The sequence below is a fragment of the Thioalkalivibrio sp. ALE12 genome, assembly GCF_000381105.1.
In the GTDB taxonomy this organism is placed as follows: Bacteria; Pseudomonadota; Gammaproteobacteria; order Ectothiorhodospirales; family Ectothiorhodospiraceae; genus Thioalkalivibrio.
This window is the reverse complement of the sequence record NZ_KB905912.1, coordinates 63,489-88,667: the sequence shown is the minus strand read 5'-3', so window position 1 is coordinate 88,667 and position 25,179 is coordinate 63,489. Positions and strand designations below refer to the sequence as shown.

30 protein-coding genes are annotated in these 25,179 nt (G+C 67.7%); 20 read left to right on the top strand and 10 right to left on the bottom strand.

The features are described 5' to 3' along the window. Positions 1 to 275: 275 nt before the first annotated feature. Together F614_RS0111605 and F614_RS0111600 are read left to right on the top strand one after the other, a co-directional pair. A complete protein-coding gene (locus F614_RS0111605) occupies positions 276 to 1,079 on the top strand; it encodes a tRNA 2-thiocytidine(32) synthetase TtcA (RefSeq protein WP_018879257.1) in 804 nt (267 codons plus the stop codon). Next, positions 1,054 to 1,965: a lysophospholipid acyltransferase family protein gene (locus F614_RS0111600; RefSeq protein ID WP_018879256.1), complete on the top strand. Its 912-nt coding sequence runs from the start codon at positions 1,054 to 1,056 to the stop codon at positions 1,963 to 1,965. The genes F614_RS0111605 and F614_RS0111600 overlap by 26 nt, the downstream gene beginning before the upstream one ends. A gap of 15 nt (positions 1,966 to 1,980) precedes the next feature. Here F614_RS0111600 and hslU read toward each other — a convergent pair whose 3' ends face one another. The 8 genes from hslU to F614_RS14610 all read right to left on the bottom strand — a co-directional run bounded on the left by hslU (position 1,981) and on the right by F614_RS14610 (position 8,612). Beyond that, complete coding sequence (gene hslU, locus F614_RS0111595) at positions 1,981 to 3,315, bottom strand: ATP-dependent protease ATPase subunit HslU (protein ID WP_018867631.1); 1,335 nt, start codon at positions 3,313 to 3,315, stop codon at positions 1,981 to 1,983. A gap of 46 nt (positions 3,316 to 3,361) precedes the next feature. After that, positions 3,362 to 3,904, bottom strand: a complete 543-nt coding sequence (gene hslV / locus F614_RS0111590; protein ID WP_018141092.1) for an ATP-dependent protease subunit HslV — start codon at positions 3,902 to 3,904, stop codon at positions 3,362 to 3,364. 91 nt (positions 3,905 to 3,995) lie between these two features. Continuing rightward, positions 3,996 to 4,934 (bottom strand): tyrosine recombinase XerC, encoded by a 939-nt coding sequence (gene xerC / locus F614_RS0111585; RefSeq protein WP_019558928.1) that lies wholly within the window; start codon positions 4,932 to 4,934, stop codon positions 3,996 to 3,998. Next, the gene (locus F614_RS0111580; protein WP_019558927.1) at positions 4,906 to 5,643 is read right to left on the bottom strand and encodes a DUF484 family protein; all 738 of its coding nucleotides are present in this window, start codon (positions 5,641 to 5,643) and stop codon (positions 4,906 to 4,908) included. Before F614_RS0111580 ends, xerC begins: the two co-directional genes overlap by 29 nt. Next, the gene (gene dapF, locus F614_RS0111575; RefSeq protein WP_018867634.1) at positions 5,640 to 6,476 is read right to left on the bottom strand and encodes a diaminopimelate epimerase; all 837 of its coding nucleotides are present in this window, start codon (positions 6,474 to 6,476) and stop codon (positions 5,640 to 5,642) included. The genes F614_RS0111580 and dapF overlap by 4 nt, the downstream gene beginning before the upstream one ends. Continuing rightward, positions 6,476 to 7,150 carry a trans-aconitate 2-methyltransferase gene (locus F614_RS0111570; protein WP_019558926.1) on the bottom strand — a complete coding sequence of 225 codons (675 nt, stop codon included), beginning with the start codon at positions 7,148 to 7,150 and terminating at the stop codon, positions 6,476 to 6,478. The genes dapF and F614_RS0111570 overlap by 1 nt, the downstream gene beginning before the upstream one ends. Beyond that, positions 7,147 to 8,451, bottom strand: coding sequence for a diaminopimelate decarboxylase (gene lysA / locus F614_RS0111565; protein WP_018867636.1), 1,305 nt, complete (start codon positions 8,449 to 8,451; stop codon positions 7,147 to 7,149). The genes F614_RS0111570 and lysA overlap by 4 nt, the downstream gene beginning before the upstream one ends. Positions 8,452 to 8,471: 20 nt before the next feature. After that, positions 8,472 to 8,612 carry a lipoprotein gene (locus F614_RS14610; protein ID WP_018867637.1) on the bottom strand — a complete coding sequence of 47 codons (141 nt, stop codon included), beginning with the start codon at positions 8,610 to 8,612 and terminating at the stop codon, positions 8,472 to 8,474. 339 nt (positions 8,613 to 8,951) lie between these two features. Between F614_RS14610 and soxY the strand changes: the two genes are divergently transcribed. The 13 genes from soxY (at position 8,952) to F614_RS0111495 (ending at position 17,966) form a co-directional block, all read left to right on the top strand. After that, positions 8,952 to 9,422 (top strand): thiosulfate oxidation carrier protein SoxY, encoded by a 471-nt coding sequence (gene soxY, locus F614_RS0111555; RefSeq protein ID WP_018867638.1) that lies wholly within the window; start codon positions 8,952 to 8,954, stop codon positions 9,420 to 9,422. Between the two features lie 46 nt (positions 9,423 to 9,468). Further along, on the top strand, positions 9,469 to 9,753 hold the full coding sequence (gene soxZ / locus F614_RS14010; protein ID WP_038035779.1) for a thiosulfate oxidation carrier complex protein SoxZ: 285 nt from the start codon (positions 9,469 to 9,471) through the stop codon (positions 9,751 to 9,753). A gap of 128 nt (positions 9,754 to 9,881) precedes the next feature. Then, a complete protein-coding gene (locus F614_RS0111545) occupies positions 9,882 to 10,262 on the top strand; it encodes a hypothetical protein (RefSeq protein ID WP_018867640.1) in 381 nt (126 codons plus the stop codon). A gap of 68 nt (positions 10,263 to 10,330) precedes the next feature. Beyond that, positions 10,331 to 10,924: an imidazoleglycerol-phosphate dehydratase HisB gene (hisB, locus tag F614_RS0111540; protein WP_018867641.1), complete on the top strand. Its 594-nt coding sequence runs from the start codon at positions 10,331 to 10,333 to the stop codon at positions 10,922 to 10,924. A 24-nt stretch (positions 10,925 to 10,948) separates the two neighbouring features. Then, the gene (hisH, locus tag F614_RS0111535) at positions 10,949 to 11,605 is read left to right on the top strand and encodes an imidazole glycerol phosphate synthase subunit HisH (RefSeq protein ID WP_018867642.1); all 657 of its coding nucleotides are present in this window, start codon (positions 10,949 to 10,951) and stop codon (positions 11,603 to 11,605) included. A 10-nt stretch (positions 11,606 to 11,615) separates the two neighbouring features. Further along, on the top strand, positions 11,616 to 12,344 hold the full coding sequence (gene hisA / locus F614_RS0111530) for a 1-(5-phosphoribosyl)-5-[(5-phosphoribosylamino)methylideneamino]imidazole-4-carboxamide isomerase (protein WP_018867643.1): 729 nt from the start codon (positions 11,616 to 11,618) through the stop codon (positions 12,342 to 12,344). A gap of 1 nt (position 12,345) precedes the next feature. Next, a complete protein-coding gene (gene hisF, locus F614_RS0111525) occupies positions 12,346 to 13,140 on the top strand; it encodes an imidazole glycerol phosphate synthase subunit HisF (protein ID WP_018867644.1) in 795 nt (264 codons plus the stop codon). Next, positions 13,137 to 13,505 (top strand): phosphoribosyl-ATP diphosphatase, encoded by a 369-nt coding sequence (locus F614_RS0111520; protein WP_018867645.1) that lies wholly within the window; start codon positions 13,137 to 13,139, stop codon positions 13,503 to 13,505. The genes hisF and F614_RS0111520 overlap by 4 nt, the downstream gene beginning before the upstream one ends. A gap of 198 nt (positions 13,506 to 13,703) precedes the next feature. After that, positions 13,704 to 13,994 carry a twin-arginine translocase TatA/TatE family subunit gene (gene tatA, locus F614_RS0111515; RefSeq protein ID WP_018867646.1) on the top strand — a complete coding sequence of 97 codons (291 nt, stop codon included), beginning with the start codon at positions 13,704 to 13,706 and terminating at the stop codon, positions 13,992 to 13,994. Between the two features lie 44 nt (positions 13,995 to 14,038). Further along, the gene (tatB, locus tag F614_RS0111510) at positions 14,039 to 14,764 is read left to right on the top strand and encodes a Sec-independent protein translocase protein TatB (RefSeq protein WP_018867647.1); all 726 of its coding nucleotides are present in this window, start codon (positions 14,039 to 14,041) and stop codon (positions 14,762 to 14,764) included. Further along, on the top strand, positions 14,761 to 15,948 hold the full coding sequence (tatC, locus tag F614_RS0111505) for a twin-arginine translocase subunit TatC (protein WP_018867648.1): 1,188 nt from the start codon (positions 14,761 to 14,763) through the stop codon (positions 15,946 to 15,948). The genes tatB and tatC overlap by 4 nt, the downstream gene beginning before the upstream one ends. A gap of 102 nt (positions 15,949 to 16,050) precedes the next feature. Then, positions 16,051 to 17,601 carry a 2,3-bisphosphoglycerate-independent phosphoglycerate mutase gene (gene gpmI / locus F614_RS0111500; protein WP_018867649.1) on the top strand — a complete coding sequence of 517 codons (1,551 nt, stop codon included), beginning with the start codon at positions 16,051 to 16,053 and terminating at the stop codon, positions 17,599 to 17,601. A gap of 8 nt (positions 17,602 to 17,609) precedes the next feature. Then, positions 17,610 to 17,966, top strand: a complete 357-nt coding sequence (locus F614_RS0111495; RefSeq protein WP_026279305.1) for a cupin domain-containing protein — start codon at positions 17,610 to 17,612, stop codon at positions 17,964 to 17,966. Positions 17,967 to 18,229: 263 nt separating this feature from the next. Here the strand turns inward: F614_RS0111495 and pyrE are convergent, their stop codons facing one another. Beyond that, positions 18,230 to 18,865: an orotate phosphoribosyltransferase gene (gene pyrE, locus F614_RS0111490; RefSeq protein WP_018867651.1), complete on the bottom strand. Its 636-nt coding sequence runs from the start codon at positions 18,863 to 18,865 to the stop codon at positions 18,230 to 18,232. 114 nt (positions 18,866 to 18,979) lie between these two features. Between pyrE and F614_RS0111485 the strand changes: the two genes are divergently transcribed. Beyond that, positions 18,980 to 19,753, top strand: a complete 774-nt coding sequence (locus tag F614_RS0111485) for an exodeoxyribonuclease III (protein ID WP_255349364.1) — start codon at positions 18,980 to 18,982, stop codon at positions 19,751 to 19,753. A gap of 18 nt (positions 19,754 to 19,771) precedes the next feature. After that, entirely contained in the window at positions 19,772 to 21,181 is a 1,410-nt protein-coding gene (locus tag F614_RS0111480; RefSeq protein WP_038035785.1) for an AmpG family muropeptide MFS transporter, read from the top strand. 110 nt (positions 21,182 to 21,291) lie between these two features. On the opposite strand, the gene F614_RS0111475 is transcribed toward F614_RS0111480, so the two are convergent. Continuing rightward, complete coding sequence (locus F614_RS0111475; RefSeq protein ID WP_018867654.1) at positions 21,292 to 22,506, bottom strand: hypothetical protein; 1,215 nt, start codon at positions 22,504 to 22,506, stop codon at positions 21,292 to 21,294. A gap of 371 nt (positions 22,507 to 22,877) precedes the next feature. On the opposite strand from F614_RS0111475, the gene F614_RS0111470 reads away from it, so the two are divergent. From F614_RS0111470 to F614_RS0111460, 3 genes are all read left to right on the top strand, one after another. After that, positions 22,878 to 23,414, top strand: a complete 537-nt coding sequence (locus F614_RS0111470) for a MarR family winged helix-turn-helix transcriptional regulator (RefSeq protein ID WP_018867655.1) — start codon at positions 22,878 to 22,880, stop codon at positions 23,412 to 23,414. A 24-nt stretch (positions 23,415 to 23,438) separates the two neighbouring features. After that, a complete protein-coding gene (locus F614_RS0111465; protein ID WP_019558925.1) occupies positions 23,439 to 23,840 on the top strand; it encodes a hypothetical protein in 402 nt (133 codons plus the stop codon). 78 nt (positions 23,841 to 23,918) lie between these two features. Then, entirely contained in the window at positions 23,919 to 25,160 is a 1,242-nt protein-coding gene (locus tag F614_RS0111460) for a Zn-dependent hydrolase (protein WP_018867657.1), read from the top strand. The last annotated feature ends 19 nt before the right edge of the window (positions 25,161 to 25,179 follow it).

Here is a 25,179-nt window from a genome sequence, read left to right as displayed (position 1 = left end):
TCAATGGCTTGTGGGGTTGGCACCCCAGGTTCCCCGATCCTGCGTTGCGCCACTTGCGGGTAGAACCACTACCCGCTGTGCACCGCGCCTTGTCTCGGAAAACCTGGGGTGCCAACGCGAGCGTGCACATTCATCAGCGTTTCCCTGGCGGCGCAACGCTTGCCCGGCCACGGTGCATGCGCGGCCCGCTGCGCCCCAAAGCCTGGCGTGCCCTCTCCCCGGATTGGCATGCCGGTGCTTGCGTGCCGGGCGGCGGCGGCCTATGTTGCGGCCCCATGGAGACACCCGCCGTTCCCGCCTCGATTCGCCGCCTCGCCGGCCGCGCCATCGCCGACTTCGACATGGTGCGCGAGGGCGATCGCATCCTCGTCGGCCTGTCCGGCGGCAAGGATTCCCTGACCCTGCTGTGGCTGCTGCACAACCTCGCACGCCGGGCCCCGGTGCACTTCGAGGTCGGCGCGGTCACCATCAATCCGGAGATCGAGGGCTTCGAGCCGCAGCGCCTGCTGGACTACCTCGCCGCCTACGGCATTCCCTATCACTTCGTGTCCGAGCCGATCGCCGAGCTGGCCGACGCGCACATGGACAACGACTCGTTCTGTTCCTTCTGCTCGCGCATGAAGCGCGGCCTGATGTATCGCACCGCGCGGGAACACGGCTACAACGTGCTGGCGCTGGGCCAGCATCTGGACGATCTCGCCGAGAGCTTCATGATGAGCGCGTTCCACGGCGGCCAGTTGCGCACCATGAAGGCCCACTACGCGATCGATGCAGGCGACCTGCGGGTGATCCGCCCGCTGGTCTACGTACGCGAGCGCCAGACGCGGGACTTTGCCGAGGCCGCCGGGCTGCCGGTGATCCTCGACAACTGCCCCGCCTGCTTCGCGATGCCCACCCAGCGCGAGCACATGAAACAGCTCCTGGCGCAGGAGGAGGCGCAGCACCCGCGCTTGTTCCGCAACCTGCGCACGACCCTCAAGCCGCTGATGACCGAAGGCGGCATTCCCCCGCGCGAGCCGCCATCCGCGACCATCGAACCCGAAGCCCCCGAACATGGCCCGACGTCGGCATCTGCGTGATCGCCTGATCGGGGGTGGCCTGCGTCTGCTCGCGCGCCTCCCGCTGCGGGTCAACCACGCCCTGGGCGGCCTGGTGGGGGCGCTGGTCTGGTACCTGCCGACCCGCTCGGCGCGCATCACCCGAATCAACCTGGCGCTGTGCTTTCCGGACAAGGACCCGGCCTGGCGCCGGCGCGTCGGACGGCGTTCCCTGATGGGCATGGGCCGTGCCCTGACCGAGTCCCCCTGGCTGTGGCAGGCACGCCCGGAGACGCTGGAGGCGCTGGCGGTCCAGCCGCCGCACTACGCGCGCCTGCGCGACCGTGCCGCCGGCCGTGCCCTGTTCCTGTGCGCCCCGCATCTCGGATCCTGGGAGTTCGCCGGTCTGCACGCCGCCCGCCACGGGCCCATGGCCACCCTGTACAGCCCGTTCAAGACGCCGGAGATCGATCGCTGGGTGCGCGAGGCCCGGGCCTCCACCGGCGCCGAGCTGGCCCCGGCCGATCGCAGCGGCCTGCGTATCCTCCAGCAGGCCCGCGATCGCGGCGCGATTATCGGCATCCTGCCGGACCAGAGTCCCAAGGGCGCCTCGGGGCAGCACGCCCCGTTCTTCGGCCGCCCGGCCCTGACCATGACCCTGCTCCCGCGCCTGCTGCGCGGGCGCGGGGATCACGTGGTCTTCCTGTTTGCCGAGCGCCTGCCCGGGGGCCGGGGCTTTCGCTATCACGAGGTCGAGGCCGGGCCGGAGGTGGCCGACCGCGACTTCACCCGCGCGGCCGCGGCGATCAACGCCCATGTGGAGACGCTGGTGCGGCGCTGCCCCGAACAGTACAACTGGGCCTACAAGCGCTTCCACCCGCCGCCCGAGGGCTGGCCGGATCCCTACCGCCCGGGGGCGCCCGAGTAACGGCGCGGCGCGGCGTCAGAGGATGTAGCGGGACAGGTCCTCGTCCTCGACCAGATCCCCCAGGCGCTGATCGACGAATTCGCGGTCCACGATCACGGCGCCGTCCACGTCCGGGGCGCGGTAGGCGACGTCCTGCAGCAGGCGTTCGAGCACGGTGTGCAGGCGGCGGGCGCCGATGTTCTCGGTGCGCGCGTTCACGTCATGGGCGATCTCGGCCAGGCGGCGCACCCCGTCCGCCTCGAAGCGCAGCTCCACGCCTTCGGTCTTCATCAGCTCGGTGTACTGCTCGGTCAGCGAGGCGGTGGGTTCGGTCAGGATGCGCACGAAGGCGTCCGCCGACAGCGCATCCAGCTCCACCCGAATGGGCAGCCGCCCCTGCAGCTCCGGCACCAGGTCGGAGGGCTTCGACAGGTGGAAGGCGCCGGAGGCAATGAACAGGATGTGGTCGGTGCGCACCATGCCCAGCTTGGTGGACACGGTGGTGCCCTCGATCAGCGGCAGCAGGTCGCGCTGCACGCCCTCGCGCGAGACCTCGCCGCCGCTCGATTTCTCGCTGCCCTTGGCGACCTTGTCGATCTCGTCGAGGAACACGATGCCGCTTTGCTCCACCCGCTCGATGGCGCGCTCCTTCAGGTCTTCCTCGTTGATCAGGCGCGCGGCCTCCTCCTCGATGAGCAGCTTGCGGGCCTCGGCGATCTTGAGCCGCCGCGAGCGGGTCTTCTGACCGCCGAGGTTCTGGAACATCGACTGCAGCTGACTGGCCATCTCCTCCATGCCCGGCGGTGTCATGATCTCCACACCCTGCGGGTTCTGCGAGACCTCGATGTCGATCTCGCGCTCGTCCATGTCGCCTTCGCGCAGGCGCTTGCGCAGCTTCTGCCGGGTCTCGCTGCCGGCGTCCTCCGGCTCGGACTCGGTGAAGCCGGCATTGCGCGGGCGCGGCAGCAGGGCGTCGAGGATGCGTTCCTCGGCGGCGTCCTCGGCCTTGACGCGGTTTTCCTTGATGGCCTCGTCGCGCAGCTGCTTGACCGCGGCCTCGGCCAGGTCGCGGATGATCGATTCGACATCGCGGCCGACATAGCCGACCTCGGTGAACTTGGTCGCCTCGATCTTGATGAACGGCGCGCGGGCCAGCTTGGCCAGGCGCCGGGCGATCTCGGTCTTGCCGACACCGGTCGGGCCGATCATCAGGATGTTCTTCGGTGTGACCTCGGGCTGCAGCTCTGGCGGCAGCTGGCGGCGGCGCCAGCGGTTGCGCAGGGCAATGGCGACGGAGCGCTTGGCCTCGTCCTGGCCGATGATGTAGCGGTCCAGTTCCTGGACGATCTCGCGGGGGGTCATGTCGGTCATGGCAAAAGGGGCCTTGGTCGGATCGGGTCGTCCGGGGCCTGGCGCGTTACTCCGCGTCCAGGCTCTCCAGGGTGATGTTGTGGTTGGTGTATACGCAGATGTCGGCGGCGATGTTCAGGGACTTCTCCACGATCTCGCGCGCCGACAGGTCGGTGTTCTGCAGCAGGGCCTGGGCGGAGGCCTGGGCGTAGGGCCCGCCGGAACCGATCGCGATCAGTGCGTTCTCCGGCTCGATCACGTCGCCGTTCCCCGAGATCACGAACGAGTTCTCGCGGTCGGACACGGCCAGCAGGGCCTCCAGCTTGCGCAGGGCGCGGTCGGTGCGCCAGTCCTTCGCCAGCTCCACCGCAGCCCGGGTGATATTGCCGGAGTGCTTCTCCAGCATGCCCTCGAAGCGCTCGAACAGGGTGAAGGCATCGGCGGTGCCGCCGGCAAAGCCGGCCAGGATGCGGTCGTGATAGACCCGGCGCACCTTGCGCGCGTTGCCCTTCATCACGGTGTTGCCAAGGGATACCTGGCCGTCGCCCCCGAGGGTGACGGCGCCGTCCTTGCGGACGCAAACGATGGTGGTGCCGCGAAACTGTTCCACGGGGTTCTCCTGTCCGGCTGTGTATCGGGGGCACGGTGTTGGGTCGCGGCGACCCGGGATCGTTCACCCGGCGGGTGCGATCGCGGCCGGATCAATCTCTCCGGCGGGCCCGCGGATGGGCGGCATCATACACCTGTGCCAGATGCTGATAGTCGAGATGGGTATAGATCTGGGTGGTTTCAAGGTTGGCGTGGCCCAGAAGTTCCTGGATGGCCCGCAGGTCGCCGCTGGATTCCAGCAGATGGCTGGCGAACGCATGGCGCAGCCGGTGCGGGTGCAGGCGCACGTCCAGCCCGGCGCGGCGTCCCGCCTCGGCGACGCGGCGCTGCACCGCGCGGTTGCCGATGCGCGGGCCGCGACGGCTGACGAAGACCGCCCGCTCGTCCGGCGCTGCCCAGTCCCCCCGGTGCCGCAACCAGGTGCGCAGGGCCTCGCGCGCCTTGCGCCCCACCGGCACGCTGCGCTCGCGCCGGCCCTTGCCGAGCACCCGCACCAGTCCCGCGTCCAGGTCGAGATCGGTCAGATCCAGCCCGGTCAGTTCCGACAGGCGCAGCCCGGAGGAATACAGCAGCTCCAGCATCGCCTGGTCGCGGGCGGCCAGCGTCGGGTCCGGGCCCTCGGCCGGAGCCAGGGCCTGCTGTGTCTGGTCGACATCGAGATCGCGCGGCAGGGCGCGCCCGGCCCGGGGGCCGCGCATGCCGGACGCCGGGTTGGCGCGCATGCGCCGCTGTTCCACCTGGTAGGCAAAGAAGCCGCGTGCGGCGGACAGGAAGCGCTGAATGGAACGCGGGTGATGGCCCTGGCGCGCCAGTTGCCCGGCGATGCGGCGCATGTCGGCCGGCCTGAGCGCCTCCCAGGGGCCGTGATGCAGGCTGCGCAGGCGCGTCAGGTCGCGTCGATAGGCCTTGACGGTATGCGGCGAATGGCCGCGAACGTCGCTCAGGTGGCCCAGAAACGCCGTGATATCCGCATCCTGCGCGGGCGCGTCCCCGGTCGCCGGGTCAGGCCGCGGCGTGGGTCCGCTCGACATGGCAGCGGATCGACTCGGCCAGCAGGTCGCCGATGTGGGTCACGAAATAGGTGCCCATGTCGGGCTGGAAGCGGTCCGCGGATTCGCTCGCCAGGCCGAGCACGCCGATCCGGTCGGCATCATCGCCCAGGGGCATCAGGATCGCGGATCCGATCTCCTCGGCATCGTCGAACAGTACATCCAGCATCTCGGCGGGGACCCGGCCACACTGGGCCTTGCCGCGGCTGAACAGCGGGTCGAAGGTGCCCAGCTCGCCCTTGTCCAGCGCATGCAGGTCGTCGACCTTGCGATGCGCCAGGCGGATGCTGACGCGCTCCGCGCCCAGCTCGTTGCGCAGGGCGTCCTGGGTCAGGGCCAGCACGGCGTCCAGGTTTTCGGCGCGCATCAGGGTCTTGGCCAGTTCGTGCAGGTGCTGGCCCATGCGTTCGTTGTCGCGGGCGCGCTCGACCAGATCGCCCATGTGCTGCTCCATCGCGCGGTGCTTCTCGCGCAGCAGCGCGACCTGGCGCTCCAGCAGCGAGACGGCCCCGCCGGATGGATGGGGGATGCGCAGGATGTCCAGCAGCGGCAGGTGGTCCTGGAAGAAATCCGGGTGCTCGCGCAGGTAGGCCTCGACGTCGGCGGCGCCGATCGGGGCTTGCGGGTTCTTTTTCGGCGAGCGGGTCTTCGCGGTCTCTGCAGCAGAGGCGTTGGAGGATTGCCCAGTCATAGATCGATCCAGCCGTTGAATACCGTGGTGGCCGGCCCGGTCAGCCAAACCGGTGCCTCGGCCTGTCCGTCCCAGCTTAGCACAAGGGTCCCGCCCGGCAGGGCCACCTCGACGTCATCGTCGACCAGTCCGCGGCGGCGCAGCACGGCCATCGCGGCGGCCGCGCCACTGCCACAGGCCAGCGTCTCGCCGACCCCGCGCTCGAATACCCGCAGGTCGACATGGCCGCGGTCGCGCAGCGCGGCGAAGCCGACGTTGACGCGCCGCGGGAAGCTCTCGTGGCGTTCGATGATCGGGCCGATCTCGGCCACCGGGGCGCGCGCGACGTCGTCGACCAGGATCACCGCATGGGGGTTGCCCATGGACACCGCGCCGAGGGTGATCGAGTGGCCCTGCACGTCCAGGGTGTAGGCGTCGGCCTCGGCCTCGGCGACCAGCGGGATGCGCGCCGGCGCGAACTCGGGTCGGCCCATGTCCACGCGCACCCGCTCGTCGTCCTCGACATGCAGCACGATGCGCCCGCCCAGGGTCTCGACCGGGATCTCGCGGGCCTCGGTCAGGCCCTGCTCGCGCACGAAGCGGGCGAAGCAGCGCGCCCCGTTGCCGCACTGCTCCACCTCGGAGCCGTCGGCATTGAAGATGCGGTAGCGGAACAGTGCCTGCGCCGGATCGCTCGGCGCCTCCACCAGCAGCACCTGGTCGCAGCCGATGCCGAAGTGGCGATCCGCGAGATGGCGCAGCGTCGATGCGTCCAGCCGGACCGACTGGCGGATGCCATCGATCACCACGAAATCGTTGCCCAGCCCGTGCATCTTGGTGAATTCGAGACGCATCAGCGGTGCCCCGGCAGGTGACCGAAAATGATCATGTGGCGGTCCGACGTGACGTGGACGGTAAAACCGTCGAGGCCGGCGGCGGCCAGCTGCGCGCGCACCTCCTCGGGCGTGAAGGCGGCGTGCAGGGAGTGCTCGAAGTCGCGCCGCAGGACGTCCGGGTCATCGGCTGCGTACTGCGCGACCAGGGCCTGGACGGACTCGGTCGAGTCCGGGCGGCGCAGGTCCATCACGAATACCGCTGCCCCCGGTGCCCCGTCGCGGCGGATCGCCTGCCACAGCACCGCGGGGTCGTGCAGGTGATGCAGCAGGGAGTTGCTGATGATCGTGGCATACGGGGCGCGCGGGCCGCGGGCCGCGGGCAGGCAGCCCTCGGCCAGATGAACCCGCCGCGCGGCCGGGTGACCGGCCATCAGGGCGTCGCCGGCGGCCAGCATCGCGGGCGCGCCGTCGAGGCCGTCCACCTCGCAGTCGGGGTAGCGCGCGGCGAAGCGCAGCGAGACGTCACCCGGGCCACAGCCGAGATCCAGCACCGGCCCGGTCACCGGGCCCGGGAAGACCTCGGCGAAGGCATCCACGAAGCCCTCGTGCGGGGCGGCGAAGTCGGCCTCGGCGTAGGCGCGTGCCTGCGCAGGCTCCAGCATCAGCTCCGGTTCGGGCTGGCGCGGGATCACGGGGCCACGCTCCCGGGCGGGTCCGTGTCATCCGGGTCCACGTCTTCAGAATCCTGGGGCAGCATGCTCTCGCGCATCATCAGGTGATCCACCTGCTCGCGGCGGTTGATGATCTGGAAGTGGTCGCCGTCGACCATCACCTCCGGCGGGCGCGGCCGCGAGTTGTAATTGCCGGCCATCACATAGCCGTAGGCCCCGGCAGAGCGCACCGCGAGCAGGTCACCGGCGGCCAGCGCCAGTTCGCGCTCGCGGCCGAGGAAGTCGCCGGTCTCGCAGACCGGGCCGACGATGTCGTAGGTCCGCGTCGCCGTGTCGTCGCGCTGTACCACCGGCACGATCTCCTGCCAGGCGCCGTACAGCGCCGGGCGCAGCAGGTCGTTCATCGCGCCGTCGACGATCGCGAAGTCATGCGCCTCGGTGTGCTTCAGGTATTCCACCCGGGTCAGGAACACGCCGGCGTTCGCCGCGATGGCGCGGCCCGGCTCCAGCAGCACCTTCAGGCTTCGTTCGCCCAGCACCTCGCGCAGGGCGCTGGCCCAGACATCGGGCTCCGGCGGCGTCTCGTCGCGGTAGCGCACGCCCAGGCCACCGCCGACATCGATGTGTTCGAGTGTGATGCCGTCCTCGGCCAGCTGATCCACCAGCGCCAGCACACGCTTGAGGGCATCGGTGAACGGATCAATGCGGGTCAGCTGCGAGCCGATGTGGAAGTCGACGCCGGTGGCCGCCAGGTGCTGGCTGTCACGCACCCGGGCATACAGCGCCGGCGCCTCCTCGATCGCCACACCGAACTTGTTCTCGCGCAGCCCGGTGGCGATGTAGGGGTGGGTCTCGGCATCGACGTCCGGGTTCACCCGGATCGACACCGGGGCCTGAATGCCGAGCTCTGCCGCGACCGTCTCCAGCCGCTCCAGCTCCGGCGCGGACTCGACGTTGAAACAGTGGATGCCGACCTCCAGCGCGCGGCGCATCTCGGCGGCGGTCTTGCCGACGCCGGAGAACACGATCTTCGCCGGGTCGCCGCCGGCGCGCAGCACGCGTTCCAGTTCGCCGCCGGAGACGATGTCGAAGCCGGCGCCCAGGCGCGCGAGCACGTTCAGCACCCCCAGCGCGGAGTTCGCCTTCACCGCGAAGCAGACCTGGTGCGGGGTCCCGATCAGCGCCTCGCTGAACGCGCGATAGTGGCGCTCCAGCGTGGCACGGGAATACACGTAGGCCGGGGTGCCGACCAGTTCGGCCAGGCCGTCCAGGGCCACACCCTCACAGAACAGCGTGTCGCCGTGGTAGTCGAAATAGTCCATCTAGTGGTCCTTCAGCGGGATCATTGCGGGTTGTGCTCCTCGGCTTCCTCGTCATCGGGCAGGTAGAGATCGCCCTTCTGGCCGCAGGAGGCGAGCATCTGCATCGTGCCGAGTACGACGATCACGGCGATCAACAGCCATTGGGCCTTGCAGGAAAACATGGTCGGGTCCGGGGTCTACGTTGCATGGAAAGGCGATAGTGTGCCATTGATACGCCGCTGGCTTCAGGTGCCAGGGCCCCTGACAGGCCGTTGCATCCCGATGAAATTCACCCGATTTCGAATCGCGATGATTCGTTCATCAATGATTCAGCGAGGTTTGGGACGATGCATCTGCGAGACCAGCAAAAAGACCACTGAAGCTGGTCAGGGGGCGGATTCCGGTCCGCAGGGAATAGACCCCTGCAGGTCGCCGTCCAAAGCAACAGGCGTCACAGCGGTTCACCGCGAAGACGTCCCGGATTATCCGGAACTGACCCACAAGATGAGAGGAGATCATCCATGATTAGCACCAAGCGCCGTGTCTTCCTGAAAGGCACTCTCGCCGCCGGTACTGTCGGTGTCGCCGTCGGGGCCGGTCTGCTCGCCCCGAGCAAGCTGCTTGCCGCCTGGCCGTCCGAAGCCTTCGCCGCCGAAGGTCTGGAAGCCGCCTTTGAAGCGGTGACCGGTTCCAGCGACATCGCTGACGGTGACGTCACCCTGAGCGCCCCGGAAATCGCCGAGAATGGCGCCGTGGTCCCGGTGTCCATCGAGTCCAGCCTGGACAACGTGACCGAAATGGCCGTGTTCGTCGAGCTGAACAACCAGCCGCTGACCGCCCACTACGTCCTGGGTGATGGCGCGCATGCGAACGTCTCCGGCCGTATCCGCATGGGCGAGTCCTCCAACGTGGTCGCCGCCGTGAAGTCCGGCGACACCTGGTACAAGACGGTTCAAGAAGTGAAGGTCACGGTTGGTGGCTGCGGCGGCTAACGCCGACCCCGAACCGCTGATCCGAACACTACTGGAGGTTTAAGATATGTCTATTCGAGTTCGCGCCCAGGAAAGCAACGGCGTTATCAATATCCGTGCGCTGATGAGCCACGACATGCTGGTCCCCGACGATGACGGTGGCCCGCACTTCATCGAGACTGTGGAAATTGCGCGTAACGGCACCACCGTCGTCACCGCCAACTGGAACTACACCGTCTCCCGCAACCCGTTCCTGCAGACCGAGATCGACGGCGCCTCTGGCGACACTGTGTCCATCTCCTGGACGGACAACAAGGGTGAATCCGACTCGACCGAGGTCGAAGTGCGGTAATCAGGAGCATTCATGCTCTTGGATCAAAGCCGGGGCTTGCCCCGGCTTTTTTTGTGCCCGGGTTCGGCCCGTCGCACCCTGGCCTTTCTGGCCTACACTCCAGACAGGCCCATGCCGAGCGACGAGCCATGCCACCCCATTCCCCGCCGCGAAACCCGGATGCCGAACCCGCGCTGCGCCCGGCCCTGCTCCTCGAACCCCACCAGCCCCTGTGGCAGCGCCTGCCGCGGCGCGACGCCGAAGGCCGTCGGCTGGCGGACTTCATGATGCTGATCCCCGGTCTGCGCCAGCGCCCGCGCGCCGAGATCCACGCCCGGGCGCTGGCCATCGAGCGGGTCCTCCATGGCTACGGGGCCGATATCGCGTTCGTCGAGCTGAACCTGAAGCTGAACACGCTGTGGGTCTCGCTGAGCGCGCGGCCGGGGATCTGCAGCGAACTGCCCTGCGCCATCCAGGAGGCTGTCCCCGAGGCCTTGCTGGTCGGCCCGAAGCTGGGGTCGCGCGGATAAGTCCCGCAGTCATACCGGGCGCGGGCCAGCCTTGCTACACTGGCGTTTTATCGTGCCTGAACCGGAACATGACTGAACGCACCGCATCCGTCCGCCGCGACACCCTGGAGACCCGCATCGCCATCGAGCTCAACCTCGACGGCACCGGGCAGAGCCACCTCGAGACAGGCATCCCGTTCCTCGATCACATGCTGGATCAGGTTGCCCGCCACGGCCTGGTCGATCTCGACGTGCGTGCCGAGGGCGATCTGCATATCGATGCCCACCACACGGTGGAGGACATCGGCATCACCCTGGGCCAGGCGCTGGCGCAGGCGCTGGGCGACAAGAAGGGCATCCGCCGCTACGGCCATGCCTACGTCCCGCTGGACGAGGCCCTGTCGCGCGTGGTGATCGACTTTTCCGGGCGCCCGGGGCTGGAGATGCACGCCGACTTCCGTCGCTCGCACATCGGCGAATTCGATGTCGACCTGTTCCACGAGTTCTTCCAGGGCCTGGTCAACCACGGCTGGATGACCCTGCACATCGACTGTCTGCGTGGTGACAATGCCCACCATGTCGCCGAGACCATCTTCAAGGCCTTCGGACGTGCCCTGCGCGTGGCGGCGGAGATGGATCCGCGCTCGGCGGGCATGATGCCGTCCACCAAGGGCACTCTGTAAAGAACCAGAGGACGAGACCCGGCCATGGAAACTGTTGCCGTCATCGATTACGGCATGGGCAATCTGCACTCGGTCGTGCGTGCGCTGGAGCACGAGGCCGCGGCCGATCAGCGTGTGCTGCTCACGGACGAGCCCGAGACCCTGCGCGAGGCGGACCGCCTGGTGTTCCCCGGCCAGGGTGCGGCGGGGGATGCCATGCAGGCGCTGGCCGGGCGCGGCCTGGACCGGCTGCTGCCGGAACTGGCGGCGGACCGGCCCTTCCTCGGCCTGTGCCTGGGCCAGCAGATCCTGATGGACACCAGCGAGGAGAGCGGCGGGGTCGACCTGCTGGGCATCCTGCCGGGCCGGGTGGCGCGCTTCCCTGCGATGGAGGGTGCGGATGGCCGCCGCTTGAAGATCCCCCACATGGGGTGGAACCGCGTGCTGCCGGTGCGCGAGCACCCCCTGTGGCACGGTCTGCCGGAGACCCCCTGGTTCTACTTCGTCCACAGCTACCGGGTGCAGCCCGAGCGCGAGGCGGATGTGGCCGGGCGCACCGATTATGGCGAGACCTTTGCCTCGGCACTGGCACGGGGCTCGTTGTTCACCATGCAGTGCCATCCGGAGAAGAGCGCCGCCTGCGGGCTGCGCCTGCTGCACAACTTTCTGCGCTGGGACGGAGACGGTCCCGGGGCGTCGTGAGGAGTCGAAGATGCTGGTCATCCCCGCAATCGATCTGAAGGAAGGCAAGTGCGTTCGCCTGCGCCAGGGGAACATGGACGATTCCACCGTGTTCGGCGAGGACCCGGTGGAGATGGCGAAGCGCTGGGTGGACGCCGGGGCCGAACGCCTGCACATCGTGGACCTGGACGGCGCCTTCGCCGGCCAGCCGCGCAATGCCCAGGCGGTGCACGCCATCGCGAAGGCCTTCCCCGACCTGCCGATCCAGATCGGCGGCGGGGTGCGCGACGAGGACACGGTACAGGCCTACCTCGATGCCGGGGTCGAGTTCGTGATCATCGGCACCCGCGCGGTCAGCGCCCCGCACTTCGTGAACGACCTGTGCCTGGAGTTTCCCGGCCGCATCATCGTCGGGCTGGACGCCAAGGACGGCAAGCTCGCGGTGGATGGCTGGTCCAAGCTCTCGCACCACGACGTGATCGACCTGGCCCAGCACTTCGAGGCCGACGGCGTGGTGGCCTTCGTCTACACCGACATCGCCCGCGACGGGATGATGAAGGGGCCCAACGTGGAGGCCACCGCACGCCTGGCGAGCAACGTGCGCGTGCCGGTGATCGCCTCCGGCGGTATCAGTTCACTGGACGACATCCGCAACCTGGCGGCGCGCGAGGAAGACGGTATTACCGGCGCGATCGTCGGCCGGGCCCTGTACGAGGGCGCCTTCACCCTGGAGGAGGCCCGCGCGGCCGCCGGGAGCTGAGATGCTCGCCAAGCGCATCATCCCCTGCCTGGATGTCGACGGCGGCCGCGTGGTCAAGGGCGTCAACTTCGTCGGCATCCGCGATGCCGGGGACCCGGTGGAGATTGCCCGGCGTTACAACGCGCAGGGCGCGGACGAGATCACCTTCCTCGACATCACCGCCTCCAGCGACGACCGCGAGACCATCCTGCACGTGGTCGAGGCGGTCGCGCGCGAGGTCTTCATCCCGCTGACGGTCGGGGGCGGCGTGCGCGCGGTCGAGGACATCCGCCGCCTGCTGAACGCCGGGGCCGACAAGGTCTCCATCAATACCGCCGCGGTGCACCGCCCGGAGCTGGTGCGCGAGGCCGCCGACTGGGTCGGCAGCCAGTGCATCGTGGTCGCGATCGACGCCAAGCAGGTCAGCACGGGGAATGAGCCACCGCGCTGGGAGGTCTTTACCCACGGAGGGCGCCGCGAGACCGGGCTGGACGTAGTCGAGTGGGCGCAGCGCATGGAGGCCCTGGGGGCTGGCGAGATCCTGCTGACCAGCATGGACCGCGACGGTACCCGCATCGGCTTCGATCTGGCCCTGACCCGCGCGGTCAGCGACGCGGTGGGTATCCCGGTCATCGCCTCCGGCGGCGTCGGTGAGCTCCAGCACCTGGTGGAGGGCGTGACCGAGGGCCATGCCGACGCCGTGCTGGCGGCCAGTATCTTTCATTTCGGCCAGCACACCGTGGGTGAGGCCAAGGACGCGATGGCGGCGGCCGGTGTGCCGGTGCGACCGAACGATGCCGAGGTGGCCACGCAATGACCGAGTCCGCGCCCAACCGTCCCGCCGGCGCCGAGGTGCTCGCCGCACTGGCCGAGGTCATCGAGCAGCGCCGTCAGGCCGACCCGGAGCAGTCCTATGTGGCGAAGCTCCACGCGCGCGGCCTGGACGAGATGCTGAAGAAACTGGGCGAGGAATCGGCGGAGACCCTGATCGCCGCGAAGAATGACGACACCGACGCCCTGGTGTCGGAAATGGCCGACCTGTGGTTTCATGCCCTGGTGGTGCTCGCGGCGCGCGGCCGGCACCCGGACGATGTCCTCGACGAACTGGCGCGACGTTTCGGCCTGTCGGGTGTCGCGGAGAAGGCCGCGCGCGAAACGAGTGGACGTCGCTCCGATCACTGATGATCTCCCGGCGGCCTTTGACTGGCTCCGGTAAAGCGTTCGTTCATGTTGCTCGGCTACACTGCGGTCACCGTGTCGGGTCCACGCGCCAGAGCAATCCGGGCGCGAGCATGTACATGACCCGGCGTGCCGCACAGTTGATTATGGGCCTGGCGCCGTTCAGGCTACCCAAAAGTTGTTTTACCGGAGACAGAATCCATGGGTATCGGTGGTATCAGTATTTGGCAGCTCCTCATTATCCTGCTCATCGTCGTGCTGCTGTTCGGCACCAAGAAGCTGCGCAACATGGGGGGGGATATCGGTTCGGCGATGAAGAACTTCCGCCAGGCGGTCAAGGACCCCGACGCCGAAGAGAAGAAGGAAGGCGAAGACGGCGAGACGCGCGAGGTCGAGGACCAGACCGACGACAAGGGTCGCGTGGTCGACGCCGAGGTCAAAAAGAGCAGCGAAAAGGATTCCGACGCCTCGCAATCGGACAAGAAGTCCTGAGCCTCGCGCCCGGCGCGGTGGCCCGGCTCGAACGGCGGTAGTCCATGTTCGATATCGGCTTCTGGGAAATCATCATCATCGTGCTGGTGGCGCTGCTGGTCGTCGGGCCGGAGCGGCTGCCCGGGCTTGCGCGCGAGATCGGGCGCTGGGTGGGCAAGACCCGGCGTTTCGTCCACAGCGTGCGCTCGGATTTCGAGCAGGAGCTGCAGACCGACGAGCTGCGCAAGATGCTGAAGAGCCAGGATCGCGAGATCCGCCAGCTCAAGAACATGATGGACGAGACCGAGACCAGCCTGCGCGAGGAGTTCGAGGACACCGAGCGCGGTCTGCGGGAGGACATCGAGGGTCAGCCGAAGACCGGCAAGCACCTCTCGGACTCCGAGCAGAAGGCACTGGCCGAGAAGAAGCCGGCCAAGCCGGCGGTGCGCGACAAGCCCTCGATGCGCAGCCCCGACGCGGCGGTGCGCGGTGGCGACGCTGAAACGCCGGATACCGACGCCGAAGCCGACGAACCGACCGAGGTGCGCCGTGTGCCCACACAGGGCGATCTGGACGGCAACCTGATGACCGACGACCCGGCGCTGGCCGCCGAGCAGAAGGCACGGGCGGCCGACGGGCCGCGTCCGGAGCGCAAGAAGCCGGCGGTGCGCGAACGCCGGACCCCGGATCCCGCGCGGACCCCGGATCCCGCGGACGAGGGCTCGCGCCCTGCGCGGGACTCGACGACCGACACCACTCACGACGACCAGACCCCTGACAAGCACTCATGAGCAAGACCAAACCGGGGGTCGAGCCGAGTCCGGAAGCCACCGAGACCCTGCTCACGCATCTGATCGAGCTGCGGGACCGCATCCTCAGGATGTTCATCGCCATCCTGGTGGTGTTCCTGATCCTGTTCCCGTTCGCCAACCCGATCTACACCTGGCTGGCCGACCCGCTGATGCAGCACCTGCCGGAAGGCACCAGCATGATCGCGATCGACGTGGCCGCGCCGTTCCTGATCCCGTTCAAGCTGACCCTGCTGCTGGCCGTGGTTCTCAGCATCCCGTACCTGCTGTACCAGGTCTGGTCCTTCGTGGCCCCGGGCCTGTACGCCCACGAAAAGAGCATGGCGCTGCCGCTGGTGGCCTCGTCCACCATGCTGTTCTACCTCGGGATGGCATTCGCCTATTTCGTGGTGTTCCCGCTGATCTTCGCGTTCTTCACCGCCACCGCGCCCGAGGGCGTGTCGGTGATGACCGACATCTCGCGCTACCTGTCGTTCGTCATCATGCTGTTCATCGCCTTCGGCATTGCCTTCGAGGTGCCGGTGGCGACCATCCTGCTCGTCTCCATGGGGGCGACCACCCCGGCCAAGCTGGCGCAGAAGCGCCCCTACGTAATCGTCGGGGTGTTCCTGGTGGGGATGGTGCTCACCCCGCCGGATATCATCTCGCAGACCCTGCTGGCGCTGCCGATGTGGCTGCTGTTCGAGATCGGCCTGATCCTGTCGCGGATCATGGAGCGCAAGAAGGCCGAACGCCGCGCTGGCGCGGGCGGTGACGCGGACACGGGCGACGACGACGGCCCGGATGATGACGGCCCGGGTGGTGGCAAGCCGCGGGGTGGCGGCAGCGGCGGCGGATCGCGCAAGAAGGCCGCGACGAGTTCGGCGGCGACGGCATCCGGGACGACCGGGACCGCCGCCGGGGCGGGCGAAAGTGCCACGGCGGCCGCGCGCACCGGGTACACCCCGCTGACCGATGACGAAATGGATGCCGAGCTGGACCGCATCGAGGAAGAGCAGGCTGAACTGCGCCGCCAGCGGGCCGCCCGCGATTCCGGGGGCACGCCCGCCGGCTCTGGAGAGCAACCGGCGGTGTCCGGCACGGCGGGCGACGACACCCCGCCCGGCGCCGATTCGGACCCCGGGGACGCCTCAACCGAGGCGGATGACACGGGACGCGATCGCTGAACCGGCCGGGGCGCCCGCGATTTGTGCGGCCCGGCGCCCCGCCAAGCATCGGAAGTTGCTAAAATACCCGGGTAACCCATTGACCCAGGTAATGATCCCGCGATGGCCGATCCGCGTTCCACCCCCCGCCGCCCCGTCCTGCTGATCGTCATGGACGGAGTCGGCGTGAACCCCTCCAAGCTGAACAATGCCTACGCCGAGGCCGACACCCCGCGTCTCGACGAGTATCTCTCGACCCATACGCACACCACGCTGGATGCCTGTGGCCGCGCGGTCGGGCTGCCGGACGGGCAGATGGGCAACTCCGAGGTGGGGCACCTGACGCTGGGCGCGGGGACCGTGATCAACCAGGACCTGGTGCGCATCGACGACTCCATCGCCGACGGCAGCTTCTACGAGAACGACGCCCTGGTCAGCGCCGCCCGGGCGGCCGCCAACAACGACCTGCCCCTGCACCTGATCGGCCTGGTCTCCGATGGAGGCGTGCACTCGCACATCCGCCATCTGCGCGCCCTGGTCGAGATCTGCCAGCGCGAGGGCGCGCGGCCGATGGTGCACATGATCACCGACGGCCGCGACACCGCCCCGCGCTCGGCGCTGAACTACCTCGACCCGCTGGAGGAAGAACTGGCCAACGCCGGCGGCGCCATCGCCACGGTCTGTGGCCGCTATTACGCAATGGACCGTGACAAGCGGTGGAAGCGCACCGAGAAGGCCTTCCGCGCGATCGCCTATGCCGAGGGCGAGTCCGTCGGGTCCGCCCGCGAGGCCATCGAGGCCGCCTACGCGGCCGGCGAGGACGACGAGTTCATCAATCCGCGCATCATCAACGGCGGCGCCCCGCTGGGCGAGGACGCGGTCTGCGTGCTGTTCAACTTCCGCAACGACCGCCCGCGTCAGCTCACCGCCGCCCTGGGCATGGACGACTTCGACGGCTTCGACCGCGGCGACTTCCACCCCGTGGCGGAAACCTGCCTGACCGAGTACGACCCGCGCTTCCTGTCACCGATTGCCTTCCCCCCGGAGCGCCCGTCGACCACCCTGGGCAGTACCATCGCCTCCGCCGGTATCCCTCAGTTCCATTGCGCCGAGACCGAGAAGTACGCCCACGTGACCTTCTTCTTCAACGGCGGCAAGGAAGAGCCCTACGCCGGCGAGCAGCGGGTGATGGTCCCCTCGCCGTCCGTGGATACCTACGACGAGCAGCCGGAGATGAGCGCCAAGGAGGTGGCCGACGAGACCATCCAGGCGATGCAGAGCGGGCGCTACGGGTTCATTCTGGTCAACTTCGCCAACGGCGACATGGTCGGACACACCGCCAAGCGCGAGGCGCTGATCCAGGCGGTCCAGACCCTGGACCAGGAGGTCGGTCGGGTCCTGGACGCCGCGCGGGAGCTGGAATACTCCGCGATCGTGACCGCCGACCACGGCAACTGCGACGAATACGTCGACCCGGTGACCGGCGCCCCGCATACCCAGCACACCATCTACCCGGTGATGTGCATGATCACCGACTCCCAGCGCTGGCGCCTGCGCACCGGCGGCGGCCTGGCCGATGTCGCCCCGACCGTGCTGGAACTGATGGGGGTGCCCAAGCCCGCCGCGATGGGTGGCCAGAGCCTGCTGCTCGAGGAAGTGCCGGAGTCCGCGTGAGCCCGATGATGCATACGCGCTACGCCGACATCCCGGCCTATGACACCAAGGACGGCTCCGAGATCCGCGAGCTGATGCACCCCGATGTGCACGGCAACGCCGCCCAGAGCCTGGCCGAGGCCGTGCTCGAGCCAGGGGCGATCACGCGCCTGCATCGCCACGCGCGCACCGAGGAGCTCTATCACGTCACGCGCGGCCAGGGCGAGATGCGCCTGGGTGAGGCGACCTTCCCGGTCACGGTGGGCGACACGGTCTGCATCGCGCCCGGCACGCCGCACAACATCCGCAACACCGGCGCCGAGCCCCTGCATATCCTGTGCAGCTGCTCGCCGGCGTACTCGCACGACGACACCGAGCTCCTGTAGTCCGGGGCGGCGTATGCCGCACCGCGCCGCATCCCCCAACCTCCCGTCATGACCAGGAGGCGCAGCCGACGCAGCAATCGCCCAGCGCTGCAAAAAGGCCACCGGACCGATCCAGCCACCCGTGGTTCCGGTCGGAGAGTACTCGCTTCGCTCGCCCTGCGGGTCGGCCTGAGGCCGTTCAACGCAGCTTTGCTGCTTTTGCCCTTCGTCGCTGCGTTCCTCGCAGCGACGGGGCGGGCATCGATGCGGCGGTACGCCTCTCCCTAAACGCCGTATTCGGCGCGGTAGGCGCGCAGGGCCTCCAGGTGTTCCGGCGCGCGGCCGGTCTCCTCGAGCATGCGGACCAAGTCGCCCAGCCGGGCGACGCGCACCACCTGCAGGCCCAGATCGGCCTCGACCTCCTGGATCGCGGAGCGCTCGCCGCGGCCGCGCTCCTCGCGGTCTAGCGCGATCGCCACGCCGACCGGGGTGGCCCCGGCCGCCCGGATCAGGTCCACCGATTCCCGGATCGCGGTGCCGGCGGTAATCACGTCGTCCACGATCAGCACCCGACCCTCCAGCGGGGCGCCGACGATGTTGCCGCCCTCGCCGTGATCCTTGGCCTCCTTGCGGTTGAAGGCCCAGGGGCGGTCCATGCCGTGGTCGCGATAAAGCGCCTCGGTGACCGCCGCGGCCAGCGGAATGCCCTTGTAGGCCGGACCGAACACCAGGTCGAACTGGATACCGGAATCCCTGATCGCCTGCGCGTAGAACTCGCCCAGCCGCGCCAGGTCCGAGCCGCGATTGAACAGCCCCGCGTTGAAGAAGTACGGGCTCACCCGTCCGGACTTCAGTGTGAACTCGCCAAAGCGCAGGACATCGCGTTGCAGGGCGTATTCCAGAAAGGCGTGGGCGGTCATCGGGGCGGCTCCGGTCGTGAAACGCCGTATTCTGACACACCCGCTTGCGGATCCGGCATCCGTGCGGTCCCGGGGCCTTTTCCGCGCCCGCGCGCACGGGTATTGTTCCCCGCCATGCGCATACTCTCGATGAACGCCAACGGCATCCGTGCCGCCGCCCGCAAGGGTTTCTTCGACTGGCTCCCGTCCACCGAGGCCGATGTGGTCTGCATCCAGGAGACCAAGGCCCAGATCCATCAGATCCAGGGCGAGCCGTTCCATCCACCCGGCTACCACAGCGTCTATGTCGACGCCGTGAAGCCCGGCTACAGCGGCGTGGCCCTGTACAGCCGCCGCCAGCCGGACGAGGTGATCACCCGCATTGGCTTCGAGGAGGCCGACAATGAGGGCCGCTATGCCGAGATGCGGTTCGGCAACCTGTCGGTGGTCTCGCTGTATCTGCCCTCGGGTTCCTCGGGCGATCACCGCCAGGACTCCAAGTGGCGCTTCCTCGAGTTCTTCCGCCCCTGGCTGGCGGAACGCATGCAGGACGGGCGTGAGTGGGTCATCTGCGGCGACTGGAACATCGCCCACAAGGAGATCGACCTCACCAACTACAAGTCCAACCGCAAGAACTCCGGTTTCCTGCCGGAGGAGCGGGCCTGGCTGGACCACCTGTTCGACGAGATCGGCATGGTCGACGTGTTCCGCCGACTGGACGAGCGCCCCGAGCAGTACACCTGGTGGTCCAACCGCGGCCAGGCCTGGGCCAAGAACGTGGGCTGGCGGATCGACTACCAGATCGCCACCCCGGGCATTGCCGCCACCGCGCGCGATCCGTACATCCACACCGACGATCGCTTCTCCGACCACGCGCCGTTCTGGATCGACTATGACTACCAGCCCTGACCGGGGCCTGTGCCGCGCATGACCGACGCCGCCGAAGCGCAACGGCCCCCGCGCCGCGACTGGCGCGCGGCCCTGGCGGTCTACCGCCATCCGCGGGTCATCGGCATGCTGTTCCTCGGCTTTGCCGCGGGCTTGCCGCTGCTGCTGACCGGCGGCACCTTCACCGCCTGGCTGCGCGACCTTGGTGTGGAGCTGGCCTCCATCGGCTTCCTCTCCTGGGTGGGCATGGCCTACAGCATCAAGGTGTTCTGGGCCCCGGTGGTCGACCGCCTCGCCCTGCCGGTCCTGACCCGAGTGTTCGGGCGTCGCCGTGCCTGGATGCTGTTCGCCCAGGCCGTGATCATCCTGGGCCTGGCCGGGATCGCCCTGACCGACCCGACGGAGCAGCTCTGGCTGGTGGCCGTCTGGGCCGTACTCACGGCCTTCGGCGCCGCGACCCAGGACATCGCCATCGATGCCTACCGCATCGAGGCCGTCAGCCAGGAGCGCCAGGGCGCGATGGCCGCCGCCTACGTGTTCGGCTATCGCGTGGCCCTGCTGACCGCCGGGGCCGGGGCGCTGCATATCGCTGCGATCGGCAGCTGGAGCCTCTCCTACGGCGCGATGGCCGCCCTGATGCTGGTGGGCGTCGTCTGCACGCTGATCGTCCGCGAACCCGAGGTGGCCCGGCGCGACTCCGCCACGGCCCGCCTCGAGGACCGCGTGGTCCACTACCTCAACAACACCTCCGATACGGGCTGGTGGCGCGGCCTGAAGGCCTGGTTCATCGGCGCGGTGATCTGCCCGTTCGTCGAATTCTGGCAGCGCTTCGGGAAGATCGCCTTGGTGGTGATCGCCTTCATCGCCGTGTTCCGCATCAGCGATATCTTCATGGGCGTAATGGCCAATCCGTTCTATCTGGACATCGGCTTCACCAAGGACGAGATCGCCAACATCGCGGCCGCCTTCGGCCTGGCCATGACCCTGACCGGCGCGGCCCTCGGCGGGCTGCTGGTCGTGCGCTTCGGCATCATGCGCATGCTCATTGCCACCGCGATCCTGGCCCCGCTGACCAACCTGACCTTCTCCTGGCTGGCGACCCTGGGGCCGGAGACCTATGGCCTGGTGTTCGCGATCATGGCCGACAATCTCTCCGGCGGCATGGCGATCTCGGTGTTCATCGCCTACCTCTCCAGCCTCACCAACAGCGCCTACACCGCCACCCAGTACGCCCTGTTCAGCTCCATCATGACCCTGCCCGGGCAGTTCCTCGCCGGCTTCACGGGCGTACTCGCCGAGCACATCGGCTGGGTCTGGTTCTTCGCCAGCTCCGCCCTGATCGGCATCCCCACCATCCTGCTCGCCTTCGCCCTGATGCGCTGGGCCAATCCCGACCGCATGCCCCAGCCCGGGCGTTCGGACCTCGCCGCGGTCCATGCCCGCGAATAACCGCGTCGCACGCAAACTGCATCTCGCGGATGCAAAAAAGCCCGCACCAGTTGGTGCGGGCTCCACCGCCGATGGCCGAGGCCGTTGGGTGACAACTTTACCTATCCCGTTTAGAAGTAATACCCGAAATTGATGTTCACTCGAGTCTGCCAATTATCGTCTTGGTTTTCGCCGAAACGATCAAAGAAGTCCGCGTCGAAACCGACAAACTCGTTGCCGTTGGAGAATGCTACGTCAGTATAGATATACCAGTTCCCCCGAGACCACGCGGCGCCAAGCACCAAGAGCTCACTATCGTTGAAGCCGCTCTCGCTTTTGATCACGGAGCTGTATTCCGCATATGGGGTGACCGAGTCAAGCCAAGAAATTGAGGGTGTTTCTTTAAAGTAGCTGAGTGACAATGCGGGGACCCAGCCCTCGGCTGCTACCGAATTGGCGAAGTTGTATGCTCCAAACTGTACAAGTTTGTCCGTTGTTACGACTTCCCCATTGTTGCTGAACACTTCGTGTTCATCAACGTCGTACTTGTAGTAAGTAAGCTGGCTGTCCAGTGTCCAGTTGCCCCAAGTGTTTGACATGTGGCCAGACACGGCGAACATGTCCCCGTCGCTCTGCGGCCCTTGACTATCAAGTTCGCCGTACTGAGCCGAGAAGCCAACCTCATGGCTGGTTCCTGGAATGGCGTAGATGCCCCGAATGTTGGCTTGGTTTCGTTCTTCGTACCCATTGCCAAGTTCATTGACTATGTCATACGAATACCGGGCACTGTCATTGGAGCTTCCTGAATAATGGCCCGCATCGGAATAATAGTATGCCGCATCCCAAGTCCAGTCGCCGAACGGGATCGTGTACTTGACACCAAGATTCATGTTGTCGGAAAGTCCGATGTAATAATGTTGGTCGAAGAACCAACTCTTCGAGACGCCGTAGGCGCCTGGGCCAAAGGGAGCACGATTAACCCCAACCTGGAGTTGGCTTCCATTTTCGAAGTTGTAACCGGCCCAACCAGTGTGAAGCATGTTGTAAGAGTCTCCCGCTGCGCTGTACCAGCGATACTCCAGCTTCCCGAGCCATGGACCATTTTCGTAGTCCAGGTTGATCCGGGCCGTGTCTAAAAGGAAATTTCCACCTTTGTCCCAGTCCCGGCGATAGTCATCGCCTGGGTAGTCTCCAACGGTGTAGTTGGCGCGCAGGGCGCCGCCGATCGACAGGTTGCCGACCTGGATGCTGTCGTATTCGGCGGCAGCGACATTCGGGCCCAGGAACAGGGCCAGGGCAACGGCACCGGACAGGGGTGCCAGGGTCCAGCTCATCGTCTTCTTCATTGCGATTCCTCTTCTGGTCAGGCGGTTCGGGTGTCGCCAGTGGCCTTACCGGGCGGACACGAAGTGCACGGTGCGTCCCGGGCTGCAACCGGTGGTCTGCGGACCACGCGGGCCGATGCGTTGTAAACACGATACGCAGCCCCGGCGCACTGTGGTGTGACCACGACACCCGCCCCGTGTTCCTTTTCTCGCGCGAGGGCCTTCAGCCGACCGGCGCCCGGCCTACCGGGGCGGCCTTCTGGCTGGGGCAGGCTCCCCAATCCACTTGTTTAGAGCCCATGGCGGGATTTCGCCAGCCGGTGCGTAAGTTGCAATGGAACTATTTTTGTACAAAAATAACTAAACGAGTGATTCAATTGCGGGAAGTTTTGATGACATCCACCCAGGCCGTGCCCCAGGCACACGACAACGAATCCGGTGCCGCCGCCGGCACGAGTGGCGAGCCGGATCTGGCGCGTTCGGTGATCCGCCAGTTGCGGGTGATCATCCGCGCGCTGCAGGGGCACTCGCGCACGGTCGAGCGGGCCTGTGGGATCAGCGCCTCGCAGCTGTGGGCCCTGTGGGAGCTGCAGCGCACGCCGGGGCTTAACGTCAGCGACCTGTCGCGTCGGCTCTCGGTGCATGCCTCCACGACCTCCAACCTGCTGGACAAGCTGGAGCACCGCGGGCTGATCGAGCGCCGCCGTCCGGAAAAGGACCAGCGCATCGTGCGGCTCTATGTCACCGATGCCGGCCTCGAACTGCTGGACCAGGCCCCGGCCGCGCCGCAAGGCGAACTGAACCGGGCCCTGCAGTCGCTGCCGAAGGGGTGTCTGGAGGAACTCGACCAGAACCTCGACCTGCTGGTCGAGGCGATGAACACCACCGAGCCTCGGGCCGGGCTGCAACCGTTCGACGGCAAGGCCTGAGCCCGGGCCCGTCCGGAGGTTCCGATGCGCATCCTTCGTTCCCTCCTGCCGATTATGTTCTTCCTGCCGCTTGCGGCGGGCGCCCAGCCGGCATTCGACGCCCCGCCGGAGCGCGCCACCGATGGCGGGTTCACCCTCGCCTGGGAGGCGGATGCGGCGGTGGTGCTGGAGCAGGCCTCGGGGCCGGATCACGCGGATGCCCGCGTGATCTACCAGGGCGGTGATACCAGCACCGTCATCAGCGGACTGCCCGATGGCGAGTACCGGTTCCGCCTGCGCGCCGCGGATGCGGATGCCTGGGCCGACCAGACCACCGTCACGGTGGAGCATCACAGCCTGACCCGCGCCTTCGGCTTCTTCGCGGTGGGCGCGATCGTCTTCCTGGTCCTGATCGGGGCCATCCTGCGCGGGCGTCCGCGCGACTGATTCACCCGGTCCGTCCTGCCGATACGCCCGAGGCCCCGCCCTCGCGTAGCAGGGACGGACCCGTTTCCGGAGGGTTCCATGACGGATCTCAAGATCAACATGCAGCGCCTGCAGCAGGACATCAACGACCTCGGGCAGATCGGCCGCGATGCCGACCGCGGCCTGCATCGCCGCGCCTTCAGCGAGGGCGACCGCGCCGGGCGCGAGTGGTTTCGCGGTCGCCTGGAGGCCGCCGGCCTGGACGTCTGGCAGGACGGTGCCGCCAACCTGCATGGTCGGCTGGACTATGACGGCAAGCGCCCGGTGGTCGCCATGGGCTCGCACCTGGACACGGTGCCCGGGGGCGGCCCGCTGGACGGAGCGCTGGGCGTGCTGATCGGGCTGGAGGTGCTGCGCACGGCCAAGGAGAACGCGGTCGATCTGCAGTACCCTCTGGAGGTGATCGATTTCACCGACGAAGAGGGTCGTTTCGGTGGCATGTTCGGCTCCCAGGCGATGGCCGGCAAGCTGACCCCGGAGAGTATCAGCCATGCCCGGGATCTCGAGGGCGTGACCCTGGTCGAGGCCATGGCCAACTGGGGCCTGAATGCCGACGACGCCCTGAGCGCACGGCGCGACCCGCACACCCTGCATGCCTTCATCGAGACGCATATCGAGCAGGGGCCGGTACTCGACCGGCGCGGCCTGAGCGTGGGCGTGGTCGAGGCGATTACCGGGTTGTTCAAGTGGGAGGTGCGCCTGAAGGGGCAGCCGAACCATGCCGGCACCACGCCGATGGACATGCGCATCGATGCCTTCCAGGGCCTGGCCGAGTTCGGCGGCGAGATCGATCGCCTGCTGGAGGAGCACGGCAGCCCGAATTCGCGTGCCACCATCGGGCGCGTAGAGCTCTCGCCCGGGGCGCCGAACACGGTGCCCGGGGTGGCGACCTTCTCCTTCGAGGTGCGCGATACCGACGAAAAGGTGCTGACCGCGCTGGCGCATGCGGCCCGTCGCACCCTGTCGAGCCTGGCCCGTCGGCGTGATCTGATGTTCGAGTTCGACGTGCTCTCCGAGATCGACCCGGTGCGCTGCGATCCCGGCATTGTGCAGACCATCGAGGCGCAGGCCGAGCGCATGGGTCTGGAGTACATCACCATGCCCAGTGGCGCGGCCCACGACACCCAGAGCATGAGCCGGATCACCCGTACCGGCATGATCTTCGTGCCGAGCCTCCAGGGGCGTAGCCATTCCGCCGCGGAATGGACAAACTGGGAGGACATCGAGATCGGCGCCAACGTGGCCCTGCAAAGTGCCCTGGCGCTGGCGGCCCGGCAATAAACCCCGACGAAAGGAAACG

What these genes read in the sequence shown, in the direction of transcription:
- F614_RS0111605 (WP_018879257.1), top strand. Translation starts at nt 276, where the DNA reads ATGGAGACACCCGCCGTTCCCGCCTCGATTCGCCGCCTCGCCGGCCGC.
- F614_RS0111600 (WP_018879256.1), top strand. Translation starts at nt 1,054, where the DNA reads ATGGCCCGACGTCGGCATCTGCGTGATCGCCTGATCGGGGGTGGCCTG.
- hslU (WP_018867631.1), bottom strand. Translation starts at nt 3,315, where the DNA reads ATGACCGACATGACCCCCCGCGAGATCGTCCAGGAACTGGACCGCTAC.
- xerC (WP_019558928.1), bottom strand. Translation starts at nt 4,934, where the DNA reads ATGTCGAGCGGACCCACGCCGCGGCCTGACCCGGCGACCGGGGACGCG.
- F614_RS0111580 (WP_019558927.1), bottom strand. Translation starts at nt 5,643, where the DNA reads ATGACTGGGCAATCCTCCAACGCCTCTGCTGCAGAGACCGCGAAGACC.
- dapF (WP_018867634.1), bottom strand. Translation starts at nt 6,476, where the DNA reads ATGCGTCTCGAATTCACCAAGATGCACGGGCTGGGCAACGATTTCGTG.
- lysA (WP_018867636.1), bottom strand. Translation starts at nt 8,451, where the DNA reads ATGGACTATTTCGACTACCACGGCGACACGCTGTTCTGTGAGGGTGTG.
- F614_RS14610 (WP_018867637.1), bottom strand. Translation starts at nt 8,612, where the DNA reads ATGTTTTCCTGCAAGGCCCAATGGCTGTTGATCGCCGTGATCGTCGTA.
- soxY (WP_018867638.1), top strand. Translation starts at nt 8,952, where the DNA reads ATGATTAGCACCAAGCGCCGTGTCTTCCTGAAAGGCACTCTCGCCGCC.
- soxZ (WP_038035779.1), top strand. Translation starts at nt 9,469, where the DNA reads ATGTCTATTCGAGTTCGCGCCCAGGAAAGCAACGGCGTTATCAATATC.
- F614_RS0111545 (WP_018867640.1), top strand. Translation starts at nt 9,882, where the DNA reads ATGCCACCCCATTCCCCGCCGCGAAACCCGGATGCCGAACCCGCGCTG.
- hisB (WP_018867641.1), top strand. Translation starts at nt 10,331, where the DNA reads ATGACTGAACGCACCGCATCCGTCCGCCGCGACACCCTGGAGACCCGC.
- hisH (WP_018867642.1), top strand. Translation starts at nt 10,949, where the DNA reads ATGGAAACTGTTGCCGTCATCGATTACGGCATGGGCAATCTGCACTCG.
- hisA (WP_018867643.1), top strand. Translation starts at nt 11,616, where the DNA reads ATGCTGGTCATCCCCGCAATCGATCTGAAGGAAGGCAAGTGCGTTCGC.
- hisF (WP_018867644.1), top strand. Translation starts at nt 12,346, where the DNA reads ATGCTCGCCAAGCGCATCATCCCCTGCCTGGATGTCGACGGCGGCCGC.
- F614_RS0111520 (WP_018867645.1), top strand. Translation starts at nt 13,137, where the DNA reads ATGACCGAGTCCGCGCCCAACCGTCCCGCCGGCGCCGAGGTGCTCGCC.
- tatA (WP_018867646.1), top strand. Translation starts at nt 13,704, where the DNA reads ATGGGTATCGGTGGTATCAGTATTTGGCAGCTCCTCATTATCCTGCTC.
- tatB (WP_018867647.1), top strand. Translation starts at nt 14,039, where the DNA reads ATGTTCGATATCGGCTTCTGGGAAATCATCATCATCGTGCTGGTGGCG.
- tatC (WP_018867648.1), top strand. Translation starts at nt 14,761, where the DNA reads ATGAGCAAGACCAAACCGGGGGTCGAGCCGAGTCCGGAAGCCACCGAG.
- gpmI (WP_018867649.1), top strand. Translation starts at nt 16,051, where the DNA reads ATGGCCGATCCGCGTTCCACCCCCCGCCGCCCCGTCCTGCTGATCGTC.
- F614_RS0111495 (WP_026279305.1), top strand. Translation starts at nt 17,610, where the DNA reads ATGCATACGCGCTACGCCGACATCCCGGCCTATGACACCAAGGACGGC.
- pyrE (WP_018867651.1), bottom strand. Translation starts at nt 18,865, where the DNA reads ATGACCGCCCACGCCTTTCTGGAATACGCCCTGCAACGCGATGTCCTG.
- F614_RS0111485 (WP_255349364.1), top strand. Translation starts at nt 18,980, where the DNA reads ATGCGCATACTCTCGATGAACGCCAACGGCATCCGTGCCGCCGCCCGC.
- F614_RS0111480 (WP_038035785.1), top strand. Translation starts at nt 19,772, where the DNA reads ATGACCGACGCCGCCGAAGCGCAACGGCCCCCGCGCCGCGACTGGCGC.
- F614_RS0111475 (WP_018867654.1), bottom strand. Translation starts at nt 22,506, where the DNA reads ATGAAGAAGACGATGAGCTGGACCCTGGCACCCCTGTCCGGTGCCGTT.
- F614_RS0111470 (WP_018867655.1), top strand. Translation starts at nt 22,878, where the DNA reads ATGACATCCACCCAGGCCGTGCCCCAGGCACACGACAACGAATCCGGT.
- F614_RS0111465 (WP_019558925.1), top strand. Translation starts at nt 23,439, where the DNA reads ATGCGCATCCTTCGTTCCCTCCTGCCGATTATGTTCTTCCTGCCGCTT.
- F614_RS0111460 (WP_018867657.1), top strand. Translation starts at nt 23,919, where the DNA reads ATGACGGATCTCAAGATCAACATGCAGCGCCTGCAGCAGGACATCAAC.